19 protein-coding genes and 2 tRNA genes are annotated in these 16,559 nt (G+C 44.0%); 9 read left to right on the plus strand and 12 right to left on the minus strand.

Features of this window, described 5'->3' with window-relative positions:
• Positions 1-155: 155 nt before the first annotated feature.
• Complete coding sequence (locus tag JEY82_RS13530; protein WP_304086315.1) at positions 156-926, minus strand: cyclopropane-fatty-acyl-phospholipid synthase family protein; 771 nt, start codon at positions 924-926, stop codon at positions 156-158.
• A gap of 378 nt (positions 927-1,304) precedes the next feature.
• Between JEY82_RS13530 and JEY82_RS13535 the strand changes: the two genes are divergently transcribed.
• The 9 genes from JEY82_RS13535 (at position 1,305) to JEY82_RS13575 (ending at position 10,628) form a co-directional block, all read left to right on the plus strand.
• Positions 1,305-2,156: an NAD(+)/NADH kinase gene (locus JEY82_RS13535; RefSeq protein WP_304086318.1), complete on the plus strand. Its 852-nt coding sequence runs from the start codon at positions 1,305-1,307 to the stop codon at positions 2,154-2,156.
• A 6-nt stretch (positions 2,157-2,162) separates the two neighbouring features.
• Positions 2,163-3,908 carry a hypothetical protein gene (locus tag JEY82_RS13540; protein WP_304086321.1) on the plus strand — a complete coding sequence of 582 codons (1,746 nt, stop codon included), beginning with the start codon at positions 2,163-2,165 and terminating at the stop codon, positions 3,906-3,908.
• Positions 3,909-3,913: 5 nt separating this feature from the next.
• Positions 3,914-5,188: an MltA domain-containing protein gene (locus JEY82_RS13545; protein WP_304086323.1), complete on the plus strand. Its 1,275-nt coding sequence runs from the start codon at positions 3,914-3,916 to the stop codon at positions 5,186-5,188.
• Positions 5,189-5,233: 45 nt separating this feature from the next.
• Entirely contained in the window at positions 5,234-6,679 is a 1,446-nt protein-coding gene (gene gatB, locus JEY82_RS13550; protein WP_304086326.1) for an Asp-tRNA(Asn)/Glu-tRNA(Gln) amidotransferase subunit GatB, read from the plus strand.
• A gap of 14 nt (positions 6,680-6,693) precedes the next feature.
• On the plus strand, positions 6,694-7,728 hold the full coding sequence (gene mtnA, locus JEY82_RS13555) for an S-methyl-5-thioribose-1-phosphate isomerase (RefSeq protein WP_304086329.1): 1,035 nt from the start codon (positions 6,694-6,696) through the stop codon (positions 7,726-7,728).
• A gap of 238 nt (positions 7,729-7,966) precedes the next feature.
• Positions 7,967-9,310: a ribosome biogenesis GTPase Der gene (gene der, locus JEY82_RS13560; protein ID WP_304086332.1), complete on the plus strand. Its 1,344-nt coding sequence runs from the start codon at positions 7,967-7,969 to the stop codon at positions 9,308-9,310.
• Between the two features lie 101 nt (positions 9,311-9,411).
• A tRNA-Ser gene (locus JEY82_RS13565) sits at positions 9,412-9,506 on the plus strand.
• A gap of 192 nt (positions 9,507-9,698) precedes the next feature.
• A complete protein-coding gene (locus JEY82_RS13570; protein ID WP_304086334.1) occupies positions 9,699-10,358 on the plus strand; it encodes a response regulator transcription factor in 660 nt (219 codons plus the stop codon).
• A gap of 178 nt (positions 10,359-10,536) precedes the next feature.
• Positions 10,537-10,628 (plus strand) — tRNA-Ser (locus tag JEY82_RS13575).
• Between the two features lie 72 nt (positions 10,629-10,700).
• Here JEY82_RS13575 and JEY82_RS13580 read toward each other — a convergent pair.
• The 11 genes from JEY82_RS13580 to JEY82_RS13630 all read right to left on the minus strand — a co-directional run bounded on the left by JEY82_RS13580 (position 10,701) and on the right by JEY82_RS13630 (position 16,498).
• Positions 10,701-11,729 (minus strand): site-specific integrase, encoded by a 1,029-nt coding sequence (locus JEY82_RS13580; RefSeq protein WP_304086337.1) that lies wholly within the window; start codon positions 11,727-11,729, stop codon positions 10,701-10,703.
• A gap of 187 nt (positions 11,730-11,916) precedes the next feature.
• On the minus strand, positions 11,917-12,075 hold the full coding sequence (locus tag JEY82_RS13585; protein ID WP_304086340.1) for a hypothetical protein: 159 nt from the start codon (positions 12,073-12,075) through the stop codon (positions 11,917-11,919).
• 4 nt (positions 12,076-12,079) lie between these two features.
• On the minus strand, positions 12,080-12,397 hold the full coding sequence (locus JEY82_RS13590) for a hypothetical protein (RefSeq protein WP_304086343.1): 318 nt from the start codon (positions 12,395-12,397) through the stop codon (positions 12,080-12,082).
• A gap of 4 nt (positions 12,398-12,401) precedes the next feature.
• Positions 12,402-13,253: a DNA adenine methylase gene (locus JEY82_RS13595; protein WP_304086346.1), complete on the minus strand. Its 852-nt coding sequence runs from the start codon at positions 13,251-13,253 to the stop codon at positions 12,402-12,404.
• A complete protein-coding gene (locus JEY82_RS13600; protein WP_304086348.1) occupies positions 13,246-13,563 on the minus strand; it encodes a hypothetical protein in 318 nt (105 codons plus the stop codon). Before JEY82_RS13600 ends, JEY82_RS13595 begins: the two co-directional genes overlap by 8 nt.
• On the minus strand, positions 13,556-14,293 hold the full coding sequence (locus JEY82_RS13605; protein WP_304086350.1) for a hypothetical protein: 738 nt from the start codon (positions 14,291-14,293) through the stop codon (positions 13,556-13,558). The genes JEY82_RS13600 and JEY82_RS13605 overlap by 8 nt, the downstream gene beginning before the upstream one ends.
• Positions 14,286-14,645 (minus strand): hypothetical protein, encoded by a 360-nt coding sequence (locus JEY82_RS13610; RefSeq protein ID WP_304086353.1) that lies wholly within the window; start codon positions 14,643-14,645, stop codon positions 14,286-14,288. The genes JEY82_RS13605 and JEY82_RS13610 overlap by 8 nt, the downstream gene beginning before the upstream one ends.
• A gap of 9 nt (positions 14,646-14,654) precedes the next feature.
• Positions 14,655-15,224: a hypothetical protein gene (locus JEY82_RS13615; RefSeq protein WP_304086356.1), complete on the minus strand. Its 570-nt coding sequence runs from the start codon at positions 15,222-15,224 to the stop codon at positions 14,655-14,657.
• Between the two features lie 217 nt (positions 15,225-15,441).
• Positions 15,442-15,651, minus strand: a complete 210-nt coding sequence (locus tag JEY82_RS13620) for a hypothetical protein (RefSeq protein WP_304086359.1) — start codon at positions 15,649-15,651, stop codon at positions 15,442-15,444.
• Between the two features lie 131 nt (positions 15,652-15,782).
• Positions 15,783-16,055 carry a hypothetical protein gene (locus JEY82_RS13625; protein ID WP_304086361.1) on the minus strand — a complete coding sequence of 91 codons (273 nt, stop codon included), beginning with the start codon at positions 16,053-16,055 and terminating at the stop codon, positions 15,783-15,785.
• A gap of 26 nt (positions 16,056-16,081) precedes the next feature.
• Positions 16,082-16,498 carry a phage regulatory CII family protein gene (locus JEY82_RS13630; protein ID WP_304086363.1) on the minus strand — a complete coding sequence of 139 codons (417 nt, stop codon included), beginning with the start codon at positions 16,496-16,498 and terminating at the stop codon, positions 16,082-16,084.
• Between the last annotated feature and the right edge of the window lie 61 nt (positions 16,499-16,559).

Here is a 16,559-nt window from a genome sequence, read left to right on the forward strand (position 1 = left end):
TCAGATTGTTATAAAAGTAAGGTCGGGTTTGTGTTTATTGTGGGGTATAATATAGCAGTAAATTTATAAGAAATCTCGGGTTAAAAAAATAAAAACAGCCGCAGTATGTTCAACGCTGCGGCTGTTGTTTTAATCATTACAATACAATTGAAGTTTTAGTTCTTTTTGCAAGCTATAATGTAGCCGAAACTGACCCAGCGTCCGTTGTCGATTGACAAAGTTTTAGGGTCCTCGTCAGGTGTTTGGATACAAAACGGATCAAATTCAGCATATTCACTCCACCATAATTGGGAATCGGGGGCATAATCTGCCTCGATTATTTCAAATCCGGCACTCTTTATAGCCGCACAGGTTTGATGAATATCACGGAAACATTCTTTCCATGAGAATTCGTCCTGTGACACAAATGGTTCGAGGTCCGGCGGCAGAGGTACGTCCAAATGCATAGGCTCGCCTATGGCAAGAATTCCTTCGGGTCTAAGTACTCGCAAAGCTTCTTTCAGGCAATTGAGGTATCCTTCCTCTCCAATTAGAATCCGCACCATTTCAAGTGCGGTTGTAGAGTATACATAGTCGAATGAATTTGACGCAAAGTTCGTCTCAGGCATTCCGGCCTGCTGTGCCAAGACTGAATTTTCGACACCCCATAACTCTGCATTGCGTTGCAGGTGTTCCGACATGGGTAATCCATCCATGCGATCCTTCCACGGATCAATTCCGACAATGGACAAACCGTATTCTTTAGCAAGAAAACAAGCTTGATAACCTCGGTTACAACCTACATCAAGCAAGCGGGAACCTTTGCTAACTCCCATTTTTTCGGCCATAAACTCAGCAAGTTTAAGTCCGCCGGGGCCACTGCATTGTGCATAGATCGTTTTTAAATCGGTATACTTTGTCGACTTGTTATATTTAAAATGTGTCATTGGATATCCTTGTTAACGTTTTAATCGAAGAAGCATAAACTGCTTCCGCCGCTGTAAACAGGATTCCTCCGTCTGTGAGGACACACAAGCCGTCCAACAGACGGATTACTTTACAATGCTCTTTTTCATGAAAAATCCACATAGTGTTTAAAAAAGTGAGAAAATATTAAGTACTACCTCAGCCAATGAAACGGATTTATAATTAACGTAGCTAGCGGTGTCAATATGACTATTTTGAAAATAGTCTTTGTGTTGAATATAAAAAAATGTCTTCAAAATAGAGCCGACCATTCTTTATAGGTTAATTAAGTTAATGCGATGAAATTTAACGACAGCTTAAGGTTGAATCTTAAGCTTCTTTCTAATAGGTAGAAGTCTATGTCCGACTGTAAAGGTTTTGTACTTATAGTTACGAAGGCCGGAGGAGGCGCCGCAGCCAAGCTTGGAATAATTATTTCAAGATGGCTTTCTGCGCGTGGTGTGGATTCTCAAATCATTGCACATCCCGCTCCCCCAGCCCATGTTGAGGTGGCTGAGTTTAGAGAAAATTGCTCTCTTGTGCTTGTGCTGGGAGGGGATGGTACTTTTATAAGTACTGCCGGAGTCGTTATAGACTGGAAAATTCCTGTTCTTGGTATTAATCATGGCAGAGTCGGCTTTCTTGCAGAAGTTTTGCCTGATGACTGGGAAGTCGCACTTGAGAATTTTTTCAGTAATAAACTGGATATTTCTCGAAGACTTGCGTTTCATTACGAAATACAGCGCGGCCATTCTATTATAGCCAGAGGCGTCGCTGTAAATGATCTGGTTATTTCCCGGGGTGCGGTCGCCCGTATCATTTCTCTCGATATAGGACAGAAGGGGCAGTGGATTAAAAATATCCGTGCTGACGGGCTGATTATTTCAACTCCCACAGGTTCCACCGCATACAATGTCTCCGCCGGCGGACCGCTTGTCCATCCAGAATTGCCGGTTATGTGTGTTACCCCCGTATGCCCGTTTTTAAATGGTATACGGCCTATGGTCCTGCCTGCTGACCGGCCTATGACTATAGATGTTTCTGAGTCGAGCGGGGATGTATACATTACCGAGGACGGAAGAGTTCCTTACCCGCTGAATACCGGCGACCGTGTAATTGTGACCAGGCATGAAAATGATTTGTTACTGGCCCGCATCCGCAGCAATACTTTTTTTGAAAAACTCAGAAGCAAGGGCTTCTTTTCGGAGTAACAGACAGTGAGTGTCCTGCTTGATTTTACATCTATAAAAGATGTTCGTTACGGAAAAGATCCGGTTTCAGATGCTTGGCTTCTTCATTTTATGACGGCCAATCATCTGGAAAGTTTTATGGACCCGATTAAAAACGCTTCTCCGGAACAGTTGCGCTTTATGGTTGCGCTTGATGAAAACCAAGTCTTTGCACCTTGTTCAGACTGGCTGTTCAAACGGCTGGTTACACCCGGACTTGCCTCTGATCTTTTGCAGGAATACATTTATGTATGGAAAGCACTGATCAAGCTGGTCAGAACTCATGTTTCCGATAGATATCAGCGCAGATTGATTTTGAATCTCTGCCGTCATAAATTTAAGCAGGCCATTGATGCCTCCATCCTTATCCCCTGGCGGCTGCTAAAAGGGATGGTTACAATTTTTCTTTCCCGAAGTGGACTTGATGATCCTTATCGTAACCGTAAAAATGTTTTGACCAGCAGAGGTCGGGCATACGTTGAAAGTGATTTTTTTAAGAGGGCAATGGAATCGTGCCCTTATCCGCCATTGCAGTGTAACTGTCTTGAAGATATGCGCTTTGAGCTTGATATGATCGAACTTGAAAGGATTTTCAGATTATCAACACTTCCTGATATATGGTCTTCGGATTTGTTTTCCGGCGATTTTTCTCGTTACTCCACATGTTTTTCTAAAGATAAAATTGATTTTTCCGGTATTAGAGATATTTTTTGCAAGAGTAGATCCGGGCTTAAAATTTTGTTTTTACCAGACGAGTCCGGTGGATTGCAGGCGGACTTGTTAATGATTAAATCTCTTTTGAGGCAGGGTCATAGTGTCATCATGTCTCTTAAGGAGGGGTTTTGTTTTGACAGCCCTACATTCTGGGATAATGAAAATGATCCGGCTCTTGCTGAGGCCCTTAAAGGTGCTTATTTTATAACAGAGAACAGAATTTCCAAAAATGATCTTCTGTCTACACTGCGTAAGAATCCTTTTGTCATTATTTCAGATGGAACAAGAGAACGTCTCAATCTGGTTCGTTGCAGTGTTACTTTTGCCAGAGCTTGGAAGGAATCCGATCTTATTCTTGCAAAAGGCTGGTCCAACAGGCGTAGACTGATCAGAAATACACACCGTTTCACACGGGATGTGATGTGCTTCCATAGAAATCTTGACGGTAAATTTAAGCTCGAATTTAAAGCTAAATATCCGACAGCTCATAAGTTCAGTGAATCGGATATCTCTGCTAAAGCTGATGAGATAATTGCGGAAATGCAGCAAGCCCGGTCAGCAAGAAAAGCAGTGATGTTCTACAGCGGAATTGTCGGCAGTATTCCGGGACAGGTTGACGTTGCGATTCAGCTTTTGAAAACTTTTGTTGCCGATCTTCGTAATAGACTGGAAGATACATATATTATTAATCCTGCGGAACATTTTGAAGAAGGCATGGATGCTGATGATCTCATGTTTATGTGGGAAAAAGTTCAGCGCAGCGGTTTAATTTCAACCTGGAGATTCCAGACTTCTGCTGATATTGAAAAAAGTTTTGAGCTTATGGGTAAAAAGGTTCCGACAGTCTGGGTTGGTAAGGACGCAACTTATTCAACGGGCTGTACTAAGGAAATGCACATAGCGCAGGATGTTCAGAGGCAATATCGCGAATTGCAGATAATCGGCCCCGGTGCTGATAAATTTTTGCGCAGGCGTGAGTACGGAGTCGGCAGATTTAGCGATGTTGTTATTGAGCCTTAAAATTAATGCTTAAATCAATTTATTTTATTAAAACGTTGTTAGGTATTTGTTTCCTTTCGTTATTTATCAGCGGATGTGCGACAAAAATTCCCAGTGTAAGAAAGACTTCTTCGAGCGCCCGGTCAAAAGCGTGGAAAAGCAAGCGAGCTAAAGAAGGAAAAGCAATTTCCGGTCCTGTGAAATTTTCTATGCTTCCATCTTCATCTTCTGAAATTGCTGCTCGAAGGATTAATATAAAATCTCAGGCTATTTCTTCGTGGAGACAGCTTGGACCGCAAATTCGTAAATCTATTGAATATGCAGGTCGTAACCCCTCGGGGGGGCTGGCTCTTAAAAGAAAGGATTTGCGTCTTACATGGGGACAGCTTCGTAAGTCTCTTGAAGATCTTGAACGGTTGCTGCCTCGTTTAGACATTAATCCGGAGTTGCTTGGAAGATATTTTGTCTGGTACGAACTCCAGTCCGGGGCAGAAATGACAGGGTATTATACTCCTGTTATTGAGGCCAGCCTTGTCAAAACAGGGCCGTATAAATATCCAGTTTATAGAGTTCCGCCGGATTTACGCAAGGCCCGTCCGGGACAGACTCATCCGTGGTCTGAGCAATTGCGTAAAGCTTACCGGGTTGAAAATGGAAAAATTCTTCCGTATCATTCCCGCCGAGCTATCGATGTTAATAAAGTGTTAGCAGGACGCGGGCTTGAAGTTGCGTGGCTTAAAGATCCCGTAGATTTGTTTTATATGCACGTTCAGGGAGGCGGAGTGCTTCGCTTGCCTGATGGTCGATTGAGAACCGCCGTGTTTAGCGGAACCAACGGACTTTCCTTTAAAGGGCTTGGTCGAATTATGCTTGAGAAGGGAGTTCTCAAGAAGAGTCAGCTTTCCCGTGAAAAAATTAAAGGTTATCTCCTCAGCCACCCCGAACGCATGTGGGAATTGATGGCGGAAAATAACAGTTATATATTTTTTAAGCTGACTCGCGGGCAACCCCTCGGAGCGAACGGCAAGCCGTTGATGTCAATGGTCAGTCTCGCTTCTGATCCCGCGCTTATTCCGTTGGGGTCAATAGTCGCATTCCGTACAGATATTTTTCCGAAAAAAGGTAGCCCCTCGCGCAGGGTAAACGGCCTTGGTCTTGCTCAGGATGCGGGTAAAGCTATACGCGGAGCAAGGCTCGATTATTATATCGGAACCGGAAATGAGTTTAAATATACAGCACATCATTTGAAAAAGAGAGTACCGGTTTATTTATTGATCAGCCGGGCGGCACTAAGAAGATAATATCAGGCTAACACCTGTGTAATATGAAATTGCAAGGAGTGATATATGGTTCAGTTTGAAACAGTTATAGGGCTTGAGGTTCATGCTCAGCTTAAGACTAAAACAAAAATATTTTGCGGTTGTTCCACTGAGTTCGGGAAAGAACCTAATGAGAACGTGTGTGAAGTCTGCTCGGGAATGCCCGGTGTGCTTCCTGTTTTGAATGAAAAAGTTATGGAATACGCAGCCAAAATGGGCCTTGCAACTAACTGCACCGTAAATCAGAAATCAATTTTTGCTCGTAAAAACTATTTTTATCCTGATCTTCCAAAAGGGTATCAGATTTCACAGTTTGAATTGCCCATATGTGAGCATGGACATCTTGATATTGCTTATGAAGATAAATCCGGTGAGCCTTGTAAAAAACGCATTGGTCTTACTCGTATTCATATGGAAGAAGATGCAGGTAAAAATATTCATTCTGCCGCTGAAAATGCGAGTTTTGTTGATCTTAACCGCACAGGCGTTCCGCTTATTGAAATAGTCAGCGAACCGGATATGCGTAACGCTGAAGAAGCTGTTGCTTATCTTAAATCATTGCGCAGTATTCTGCTTTATCTTGATATTTGTGACGGTAACCTTGAAGAAGGTTCATTTCGTTGTGATGTAAATATTTCGGTCCGTCCATTTGGTCAGGAGGAGTTCGGCACCCGTGCTGAACTTAAAAATATCAACTCGTTTAGAAATGTTCATAAGGCTATTCATTATGAAGTAGCTCGTCAGATCGATCTTATTGAAGATGGCGAAAAAATTATTCAAGAAACACGTCTTTATGATGCGGACAAGGGAACCACTCATTCCATGCGCGGAAAAGCGGATGCTCATGATTACCGCTATTTCCCTGATCCTGATCTTGTTCCGCTGGTTATTGCAGATGAATGGCTTGCCGAATGGCAGGCTTCGCTTCCTGAACTTCCAGCCGAACGCAAGGCCCGTTTTGAAAGTGATTTCAAAGTGAGCGAACAGGATGCAGATCTTCTTACCTCTGAAAAAGATGTTGCTGATTATTTTGAAGCTGTTCTTGATTCCTACAACGAACCGCTAAAAGTTGTTAACTGGATTAAAGGTGAGTTTCTTAGGGAACTCAATCAATCAGGCGGATCTGTTTCGGAGTGCAAGTTTAAACCTGAGATGATGGCTAAGCTTGTGGAATTGGTTGATAAACAAGTTATCAGTATTAAAATAGGTAAAGATATTTTCAACGAAATTTTCACTGAAGGGCTTGATCCAGTTAAATTCGTAAAGGACAAAGGGCTTGAGCAGAATTCGGATTCTTCCAGTCTCGAAGCTGCTGTAGATAAGGTGCTTGCGGATAATCCAAATGAGGTTGAAGCGTACAAAGGCGGCAAAAAGAAATTGGTCAGCTTCTTCATGGGACAAGTCATGAAAGAGACCAAAGGACAGGCCAACCCCGGTATCGTCAGTAAAATGATTCAGCAAAAACTTTCTTAATAAGGATTAATTCAATGACCGAACATATTCAGTTTTCTGCGGAAAAAGACGCACTTGTTCTCCTCGATCAGCGCTATCTTCCAACTCGTGAAGAGTGGTTCGATTGCAAAAACACCGATGATATTGTCGAGGCCCTTGTTGTTATGGTTGTGCGCGGAGCTCCCGCCATCGGCGTGACAGCCGCATACGGCTGTTATCTGGCAGCGCGCGAAGTCGCCGGCCGTGATGACTGGAAAAAAGCTCTTGAAGTTAATCTTGATAAAATCGAGAAAGCCCGTCCGACAGCTGTAAATCTTCGCTGGGCGGTTCGCGAAATGAGAAGAATCTGGCAGGAAGCCGGTGACGTTTCTCTTGATGATTTGTGTTCCACCTGGCTTGAACGTGCTAAAGTCATTCACGTTGACGATATCCGTATGTGTGAAGACATTGGACGTTTCGGCGGTGCGCTTATTGATGACGGTGACACTGTTATGACTCACTGCAATGCCGGAGCACTTGCAACCGCAGGATACGGAACAGCGCTGGGTGTTATCAGAGGAGCGGTTGATCAGGGTAAAAAAGTTCAGGTTATTGCAAACGAAACGCGTCCTTTTTTACAGGGTGCCAGACTTACAGCTTATGAACTTCACCGCGATGGTATTCCTGTAAAGGTTGCCTGCGACAATGCTTGCGCTTTGCTCATGAAAAAAGGGTTGGTGCAGAAAGTCGTTGTAGGTGCTGACAGGATTACTGCAAATGGTGACGCTGTTAATAAAATAGGAACCTACGGGGTTGCACTTCTTGCCCGTGAATTTGGTATCCCTTTTTATGTGGCTGCTCCTGTTTATACAATTGATCCTGAAACTCCCACCGGAGATGATGTGCCCATTGAGGACCGCACTCCGCGTGAAGTTACTCATGTCGGTGATACAAGAATTACTCCCGAAGGAGTTGAAGTTTTCAACTTTGCTTTTGACCCGACTCCTAATGAGCTGATTGCAGGAATTATCACAGAGAAGGGCGTGCTTAGACCTCCTTATTCTGAAGCTATAAAAAAACTGTTTAGTTAGTTAAAATTATATGGTTAGATAGTTACTTGTTCCCGAAAAGTTTTTTCAGGCAATTTTTTTATTTTGACTAATTGCAGTTGAGGCTTTACAGAGTGACTCTCCTTGTGCCATATGCCGCTATTGGACACCAAGGACGGAAAGATGATCTCTTTCCGTCTTTTTTCAGTTAGAGTTTCTTTCGTAACACGCTTCATCCACGGTTTACGGTTTACACGTTATATTTTTCAGGAGGCTGGCCATGTTGCCGACCATAGCACTTGTAGGACGTCCTAATGTTGGAAAGTCCACTATATTCAATAGATTGTTACGAAAGAAAAGAGCTCTGACTCATGATATGCCCGGGATTACCCGCGATCGTATCTATGATGAAGGTCACTATGAAGGCGTTAGATATGCCCTTGTAGATACCGGTGGACTCGTAATGGAAAGCGACAATGATTCCGGAGAATTTCAGGGAGATATCTTTGATCAGGCCCGGGAAGCAATCGAAGAATCTCATGCGCTTATCTTAGTAGTAGACGGGCGTGCCGGTCTTACTCCGCTTGATGAACAGGTTGCCGCTTTTATTCGTCAGAGCAATAAACCTATTGTTCTTTTGGTAAATAAGGTTGATGGCTCCGAGCTTGAAGCTCAGTGTCTGTCAGAATTTCATGGTCTCGGATTTGAAATTATGCCTGTTTCCGCAGAGCATGGTTACAATCTTGAAGCTTTGCGCGCTAAAGTTGCTCAGCTTGCTGAGGAAACAGGAATTGTGCCCGAGGAAGAAGATCCTGAAAAAGTCGGGCTGAAAATTGCCATGCTCGGACGGCCTAATGCTGGTAAATCCTCAATGGTAAATGCTTTGACCGGAGAAGAAAGAGTTATCGTAAGTGACATTGCCGGGACAACCCGTGACAGTGTTAACGTTACTTTTAGATCCGGCGGGAAGATTTTTACTTTTGTTGATACTGCCGGTGTTCGCCGCAGAACCAATATTGCAAATACAATTGAAAGATACAGCGTTCTCAGGGCGCTGAAGAGCAGCAAAATAGCAGATGTAACCGTTATGGTTGTTGATGCTCTGGGCGGACTGACAAAGCAGGATAAAAGACTGCTTGATTTCCTTGCAAAGGAAGCAACTCCGTTTATTATTGCTGTTAATAAAATAGATTTGGTTTCACAGAAAGAACGTGACGCACTTAAAGAAGGGTTTGAAAGAGCTCTTAGGATGGCGCATCATGTTCCGGTGATTTATACTTCTTGTATTTCTAAATCCGGCCTTGGTGGGATTCTGCCTTTGGCTGCAAAGCTTAAAGCAGAGTGCTCCATAAGAGTTTCTACAGGTCAGCTTAATAGAATCATGAAAGAAGTGATTCAGAAGCATCAGCCACCTGTTGTTAAACGTAGAAGGGCTAAGTTTAAATATTTGACTCAGGCTGATGAAGAGCCGCCGACCTTTATTTTCTTCATTAATGATGAAAGGTTAATCAGGCCGACTTATCACCGTTTCCTTGAGAATAAGCTTAGAAAGATTTTAAATATTAAGATTGCTCCTTTGAATATTTACTTTAGATCTACAGCAAGAGATAAAGAAACAAGATAATTTAAGAAAACAATAAGTTAATGGTTGACAACAGAGCGGAGAAAACATATTTAAACGCTCCGAGCGGGTGAAGCGCATTGCGCAAAACCGGTTCAATGAATGGAGAGGTGGCCGAGCTAGGCTGAAGGCGCTCGCCTGCTAAGCGAGTATAGGGCTTAAAACTCTATCCGGGGTTCGAATCCCCGCCTCTCCGCCATGAATGTTAAAAAGGCAGTTGAAATTATTCAACTGCCTTTTTTTGTGTTTGAGAATTATGTCTTGCCAATTTATACGATTGTTTAATTTCGTGTACTTGTTTTATTCTGTTACCGTGTGTTATGCGTTTACCAGTTCAATTCCGCGGTGTTTTTTTATAATAATTGGCTGCTTGTAACTCGTTAGAGGATAAATGCCTAATCTTGTCGGTATAATCATTGTTGATGACCATGCGTTAGTCAGAGAAGGTTTGAAGAACATTCTGAAGGCTCAGGACGGAATCAATGTCTTGGGTATGGCTGAGAATGGTCTTGAGGCTGTTCGCTTGTGTAAACGCTTAAATCCTGATGTTGTGCTCATGGATTTGTCTATGCCTGTTAAAAGCGGTGTTCAGGCTATTCAGGAGCTTGCAAAAGATGATGGGCGGATCAAGCTATTGGCTCTTACTGCTCATGTTGATGCTGAGCACGTTTTTTTGGCTCTTGATGCCGGTGCATGTGGGTATGTTCTCAAAAATTCAACCAGCGAAGAGTTGGTAATGGCTATTCGGACTGTGATGGAAGGTAAAGTTTATCTTGCACCGGGAATATCCGCAGAAGTTGCTAAAGGTTTTTTACAGAAAGGGCGTGGGGAAAGTTGTGACAAGCTTGAAACGCTGACTAAGCGGGAAAGAGAAATTTTGAAAAATATTCTCGCGGGCTACAAAAATCGTGAAATTGCCGACATTTTGATTATAAGCGTTAAGACCGTAGAAAAGCATCGCGCAAATTTAATGAAAAAATTAGGGCTAAAATCCATTACGGAACTCAGAGCGTACGGCGAAGAGCTTTCTTCCCGTGATATATTTTTATAATCGAATATTTTTTGAGCTGTAACTGCTCAAATATAAGCTGATATTTTTAAAATTAGTCTTTTTTTTGAATTTTTCCTATGCAGATAATTTAATGTAAGCTCAAAAACGAATATTTTAGCTGTTTTTAATAAAAACGGTTGACATTCTGAGCGATATCGACAAGGTTCATTTTGCGTTTGGAGAGGTGGCAGAGTCCGGTTGAACGCGGTAGTCTTGAAAACTATTGAAGGTGTGAGCCTTCCGGGGGTTCGAATCCCTCCCTCTCCGCCATTGAAATTAAAGGGTTAATTGTTCAATCTGGGTGCTATGCGTAAAAGCAAGCGTAAAAGCGCACTCAGAAACTTAGCCTTGCTTCATATTTATAGACCGCAGTGTATCCGCACTGTGGTCTTCTTTTTTGTCAAACACACGGTTTAACGCGCTTGTTTTACCGCATATCTTATGAATGTACCTGTTGGTTGTTTCAACGTTCCTATGCCGCAAGCTATCCCGCGTCTCTTCAAGATCAGAACTCGCAATCAACAATGATGCGGTAAGATGCCGAATTCCGTGGAATCCGAATGGCTTCACGTTAACACGCTCACAGATACGCCGCATATACTTTCCCCGGCTGGTGTATGGCTGGCCGTTCTCCCGGCAGAACACATACACGCTCTTAGCCTGTTTTTTATGCGCCTTAAGCTTTTCGTGCAGCTCGTTAGTCAGTGGCAACCAATCGAACTTCATGCCGCCGCCTTTTTTGCGAGTGCCGAGCTGTACAAGTCCACGCTCCAGATCCACATCGTTCCAGCGCAATCTGAACCCTTCGTCTTTCCGCGCTGCTGTGTGGAAATAGAAAAGCAGCATCAGTTGATCGTCAGGCTTTGCCGCCGCATGGACAGTCCAGAAGTCCGCTTCAGTGGGAACCTCCGCAGGTTTTTCATCCACTACATATTTCTTGATGGATGAAGCCGGGTTGATGCCGTCCAGATCATAAACATCAACAGCCCATACCCACATTGCCGAAACCTCTTTGCGAAGCGTATTCGCCGCACCTGAACCGAACTCTGCCTTCACGTTTTTCATAGCGTTAAGGAACATCGGCTTTTTTAGTGCTTCAGGAGCCAGCTCTGGATGTATTGTCTGAAACAATCGTCTCATAGCCAGCCTTTTACGCTCAAAGGTTTTACGCACGAAGTTGTCCTTTGCGTGGCTTAAGTACGCTGTTGCCAGCGAGAAGACCGTGAGGATCTCCGCAGGTATTTCGACCTGAATCCAATCCTCTTTTTGCTGAACTACTTCCCACGATGTTGCGTCTCGTTTGCTGTCGAATAACTTTGACCGACGCTGTCCGTCGATCATCCGTTGCGCCCTCCATTTCCCGTTTTTCATTTTGTAAGGCATGTTCTCCTCGCAATATTTTATCAATGACATCTGAGGAGAAGAGAATAGAGCCGCCTTTTTGGGGCTGAAACCCTCCCAGTGCTAGTTTGTTGCGATACACCCAGTTTAATGGTTTACGCAATAGCTCAGCTACCTCTGGTGCGGTTAATGGCGGCATGATCTATATTCTCCAACTCTATTCAGGTTCAGGAACGCTGACAAAAACATCGAGCTCAAAATTAGCCATCTTAATCATATCTTCGATCTCAGTAACAGTTTCTTCGCAACCCTCAGCTGGAATGCCTGAAATTCTGATTTCTACCGTGTAAGTTACTTCTTCTTGTTCTTCGCTCATGATTTTATTCCCCCACCGCCTTCGCCGTTTTAAATTTATTACGAGCCATATCACTCAGGCTAGTTAATTTAGGTAAATATAATTTCAATGTTTTTTCGGTTTTCGAAAATTCATTTGGCAGTTCTTCGCGTGGATAATGGTTTTGAAATATCTCACAAATCTTTATGCGAGACTTGGAACATGTATTGGATTTCCATCCGCCAACATAAAGATAAACTTCTACACACTTACAATGTCCTGAATATTCAAAAGAAACGGAGTGGTCCGTTGTGTTATCTATTTTGAGACACATTCCTAAAAGTTTTGTGATTCTATCGTTCATGCTTTTATTGTCCCACCGCTAAAAGTGATCCCTGCTCCGGTAACCGATTCCGCTCCAAAGCCTCAGCCGTCTTCGGACTCAAATATAAAACCTCAGTGCGCGGCGCTGATTTATCCGCATACGCTTTGCGCTGAATTTGTGGCCAGCCCTTGAAAATTTCATCGTATAGTTCGGACGGGTAGCCGCTAACGACTACATAGCCCTCGACCGCATGAAGAGCTTCGGCTAGTTCGCGGTGATCCTTATCCGACATTTCAAACAGGTATGAACCTTGATTCAAGTTCCGACTGTCGTGAACATAAGGAGGATCAACATAGTAAAGCGCGTCATGGTCATATTTCTGAATGACTTCCAGCGCAGGAAGGTTTTCGATTACGACCCCGCGAAGCCTTTCAACAAAGGCCGGAATTTGATCGGGCCAAGTTGACCAATCCACTGCCGGAGAATTTGTATTTGCCCGTCTGGACCTGAAACCGTTCTTTGTGATGGAAACGCAGCTCTTCGAGCCGTAGCCGAAAAAGGAGCGAACTATCAGCCGTCTAGCGGCTTCGATTGGATCGGTTGTTTCTTCATATGAAATGTCAAATTCCGATCTTGCGAAAGGTGTAAGATGGCAACGTCTCCGCAATTCTTCGGCCTGAGTTTTGTCCTGCAGGACTGAAAAAAGAGAACAGAGTCGACCGTCCAGATCGTTCAGGACTTCGCATTTCACACGGTCCTTTTGCATCAGCACCGAAGCGGCTCCGGCGAATGGTTCGCAGTAGGTGACGTGGGGTGGTAGGTGTTCAATAACCCACGGGGCCATTTTCCATTTTCCGCCGTGGTAGCGTAGGATTGGGCGGGTTGGGTTAAGCATTTGCTGCCTTCTCTGCTGCTTCGAGAGTCCAGTCCCCAGCATACGGTTCGATTAAAAAAGTTATACCTTTTTTTCTTTTACACCACTTGCTAGGCTTGCCAGAAATCCATTCCATTTCATGCGGCAACACTCCGAGCCTTTTCCCATTATCAGCAATGACGCTAACAGCACCATATCTGTTCATGTACGCTTTGTACTCTCCGGCTCGCGCTCTAGTATCGGTGGCAAATAAATCACCACGAATGTCGTGTAAGAGTTTAATTGTGGGGATTTCACCTTCGGGTATGTATTGAGGTAGATATTTACGCATTGTCCCACCCCTCCGGCTTACCGCACAATTCATAACGATAAACCCACACCCACGGATTGTCTTCCCATCGAGAACCATCTTTAGCGAGTAAGTCCCAGAGGGTTTCGAATGACCCTCTGGCTGTGCGTGTGAAGCCTTCTTCTTCATCTACAATTTTTGCACTGTAATCCTTGTAGAGAGGGTATCGGTCATTCATGTTGCCACAGAAGCCGACATGTTCAACCCCTTCTGCAATCGCGTCTTCTTCGCTGATCTGCCACAACCTCTGAACACGAACACTCGTAACTTTAAGCCATGTGCGGGCTGCCTCTTTAAAACAGCCGTTAGGGATGCCCTGTTTTTTGCTTATCCAGTTAGGCAAATTAGATGCAGGATCACTTGTTTTGTTCCATCGATCCGAAATCCTTTCCGGCAGTTTGCATAAGCGTTTTGCTCCATCAGCGAGAAATTTAATTTTCAGGATATCCCCGGAAAAAAGAGGACATTTGAATTCGAAAAAAGTATCAATGACTATTGCAGGTTCACGTTGCCAGAGTATATCGCCGGGCTGATAAGGTGCCCAATCTTGAAGAGGAATAAAATTACCGTATTCATCCTCAATAAATGGTTTCCCGTCAGTGAGTTCAATGCAACTTGTAAATTTTTTAGGGACAAGCCGCCGAGTGTTGGTTTTTATTTTCATGCGGTTGGCTCGGGCCATAGGAGCGGTGAAGGGGATGGGTTTAGACATTCTCACCCTCCCGCAACCTATCAACCCGCGCCAAATAGAGTGCAGAGCCTTTAAGCGATACCCAGCCGCCGCAAAATGCGAGTAGAGTCCACCATGCAGAACAGATGATTAGAGTGATGACACATATCCCGTCTATTTTATTTACGAGTGAGTCGGCATCAGAGGGTCTTTCCGGCTTTTTATTTTGAAAGAAAGTAGCGACTCCGTAGAAGAAAGAGCACCACTCAAGAATCATAAACGGGTAGGTCACTATTCCATTATTAAAAAATACACCAAGTGCGAAAAGTAATAAAAGGACAACGTAAAGAAGAACGAACCCCTTGAACTCATCGTGTGTTGTTGACGTTTTCATTCCCATCCCCTACGAAAACGGATAAAAATTAGAGTCACGAAAATCAAAACCAGTGCTGCAAGCTTGTTCAAAAATCCTACAACTGGAATTCAGTTCATGTTTATTTGCCCAGGGCGCAAACTTTGAAACTGAATCTTGTTTTTCTTGTTGGTTTGCAATCTTCCGTGCTTCTTCCACCAGTTTTGTTTCTTCTATTGAAGCCTTTGCTGTTGTGCCTATTTCGTTTGCCTGTCTTCTTTCTCTCAACCATTTTGCGCGGAGCAGGGTGTTGTTCTCTTTCGCTTCCTCGCGAGTTTTGCGATACCATGCGACATCAAATTCAACTGCGGGGATAAAGTGCTCCGACACAAGTTCCTGCACACTGAAATTGATACTCTCTTTATTGCAAGTCAGTGTGTACTGAGGCCGGACAGATTTACCCGGTTTGCCCGGCATCATCTGCCAGCCGAAGCCGTATCCCGAATGATACTGAGTGCTGTAAAGTCGGCCCTGATCGTCAATTTCGTAATTAAAACCTTTGATCTTTTTCCGCACCGGCTTTTGATCTTCTGCTTCAATAAAGTCTTTTTGATTTTTCATAATGCCTCCTCAAATACGCACCGCATTCCGTCTTCGGTTAATACGGCTGTTACATTCTTTGGCCTGATTATGCAGAGCCTAGTCTTATTCATGCGTCCGTTATGGATTCGAAAACCCACCCAAAATCCGCGACAATCTAAGCGGTCAACTTGTGCCATGTATGAGTGTCGGCGCGGCGTTGCTTTTACCTGCACTCGCATTCCAGCTTTCAACATGGCTAATCTAGATAAGCTCCGCGTTCACATCTTCTTGTCGGCTCTTCTGGTGGGCACTGTGGTTGTGCATGCTCTTTCAAACTGTGCAGATCCACTAACAGGCCGCCTAGAATTGCACTGCCTCTGCCCGTTAGCTGAGGGCGCATTTCAAGCAGTCGTGCTCTCATGTTTTCCACTTCCTGATTCACATACGGATTCACTTGTTTTGACATGACAATCTCCAAAAGCTTTGTTGCACTTCTTATGATCCCGCTCGAACTCTTTCACTTTTTCTGCACCGTTCAGAGTAGCGTGGCATCCACACGCCGAGCAGGTGCAATCGAAAGTCACTTTGCGGATAATTTTAAGATGCTGTAACACCGTCTCTCACCAATGCGTTTTCTAAACGGGCAGCATGGGATGCGGCTTGAAAATCGCCTTTAAATTTGTAGAGGGATTCAAGATATTTAACCGCTTCATGCACGGCTTCGCTTAAAGACTCTGTGCAAGCCATGCCCGGAGGATTCGGGAGAAGCTTGAAGCTGTTCGGACCATGCTCGCAAACCGAGCAGTCGGTTCCATCGCAAAAGCCTTCATTATGTTCGCAATTGGCGTAGTCAAAAATAGTGTCGCTCATGATGTCCTCCGTTTTTTGAATGAGTTTTATTTTAAGCTGCAGAGCAATTCCTGAATCGCGGTTAACGCTTCGTGTCCTTCTTTGCGGATCTTTACTTTGTCGGAACAGCTGAGGCTTCCGTCTTTGATGCCTTCACCGTAAGCGGCAATAAATTCACCGAATTCCTTCACGACTTTGATAACGTCGCGTTCGCAAGAATCTGATTCGGGAAGTTTGATGAAAACACCGCCAAATTTTTTAGCTAAGAAATGAAGCGGCTCCACAGTCCGGCATATGCGCATAATCGGGATCAGCATATTTACGCCGAGTTTATGGCTGTCACTATCGGGGTTCAGTTCATTGAGCAGGACATGGTATTTTTTTTCTACAGCCTCAGCGACTTCTCGCGAGCATCCTGATTTTTGAACTATTTCGTGTAAAAGTTCGGTCAATGTCTTTGTCATTATTCGCTCCGTTAAATAAACGCCCATTTCAACGTTGATATGGCTCTAAAAAACCTTATTA

The organism is Maridesulfovibrio ferrireducens (genome assembly GCF_016342405.1).
GTDB classification, from domain to species: domain Bacteria; phylum Desulfobacterota; class Desulfovibrionia; order Desulfovibrionales; family Desulfovibrionaceae; genus Maridesulfovibrio; species Maridesulfovibrio ferrireducens_A.

Excerpts from the sequence above, each read along its gene's own strand:
- JEY82_RS13530 (WP_304086315.1), bottom strand. The coding sequence starts at position 926 with ATGACACATTTTAAATATAACAAGTCGACAAAGTATACCGATTTAAAA.
- JEY82_RS13535 (WP_304086318.1), top strand. The coding sequence starts at position 1,305 with ATGTCCGACTGTAAAGGTTTTGTACTTATAGTTACGAAGGCCGGAGGA.
- JEY82_RS13545 (WP_304086323.1), top strand. The coding sequence starts at position 3,914 with ATGCTTAAATCAATTTATTTTATTAAAACGTTGTTAGGTATTTGTTTC.
- gatB (WP_304086326.1), top strand. The coding sequence starts at position 5,234 with ATGGTTCAGTTTGAAACAGTTATAGGGCTTGAGGTTCATGCTCAGCTT.
- mtnA (WP_304086329.1), top strand. The coding sequence starts at position 6,694 with ATGACCGAACATATTCAGTTTTCTGCGGAAAAAGACGCACTTGTTCTC.
- der (WP_304086332.1), top strand. The coding sequence starts at position 7,967 with ATGTTGCCGACCATAGCACTTGTAGGACGTCCTAATGTTGGAAAGTCC.
- JEY82_RS13570 (WP_304086334.1), top strand. The coding sequence starts at position 9,699 with ATGCCTAATCTTGTCGGTATAATCATTGTTGATGACCATGCGTTAGTC.
- JEY82_RS13580 (WP_304086337.1), bottom strand. The coding sequence starts at position 11,729 with ATGAAAAACGGGAAATGGAGGGCGCAACGGATGATCGACGGACAGCGT.
- JEY82_RS13585 (WP_304086340.1), bottom strand. The coding sequence starts at position 12,075 with ATGAGCGAAGAACAAGAAGAAGTAACTTACACGGTAGAAATCAGAATT.
- JEY82_RS13590 (WP_304086343.1), bottom strand. The coding sequence starts at position 12,397 with ATGAACGATAGAATCACAAAACTTTTAGGAATGTGTCTCAAAATAGAT.
- JEY82_RS13595 (WP_304086346.1), bottom strand. The coding sequence starts at position 13,253 with ATGCTTAACCCAACCCGCCCAATCCTACGCTACCACGGCGGAAAATGG.
- JEY82_RS13600 (WP_304086348.1), bottom strand. The coding sequence starts at position 13,563 with ATGCGTAAATATCTACCTCAATACATACCCGAAGGTGAAATCCCCACA.
- JEY82_RS13605 (WP_304086350.1), bottom strand. The coding sequence starts at position 14,293 with ATGTCTAAACCCATCCCCTTCACCGCTCCTATGGCCCGAGCCAACCGC.
- JEY82_RS13610 (WP_304086353.1), bottom strand. The coding sequence starts at position 14,645 with ATGAAAACGTCAACAACACACGATGAGTTCAAGGGGTTCGTTCTTCTT.
- JEY82_RS13615 (WP_304086356.1), bottom strand. The coding sequence starts at position 15,224 with ATGAAAAATCAAAAAGACTTTATTGAAGCAGAAGATCAAAAGCCGGTG.
- JEY82_RS13620 (WP_304086359.1), bottom strand. The coding sequence starts at position 15,651 with ATGTCAAAACAAGTGAATCCGTATGTGAATCAGGAAGTGGAAAACATG.
- JEY82_RS13625 (WP_304086361.1), bottom strand. The coding sequence starts at position 16,055 with ATGAGCGACACTATTTTTGACTACGCCAATTGCGAACATAATGAAGGC.
- JEY82_RS13630 (WP_304086363.1), bottom strand. The coding sequence starts at position 16,498 with ATGACAAAGACATTGACCGAACTTTTACACGAAATAGTTCAAAAATCA.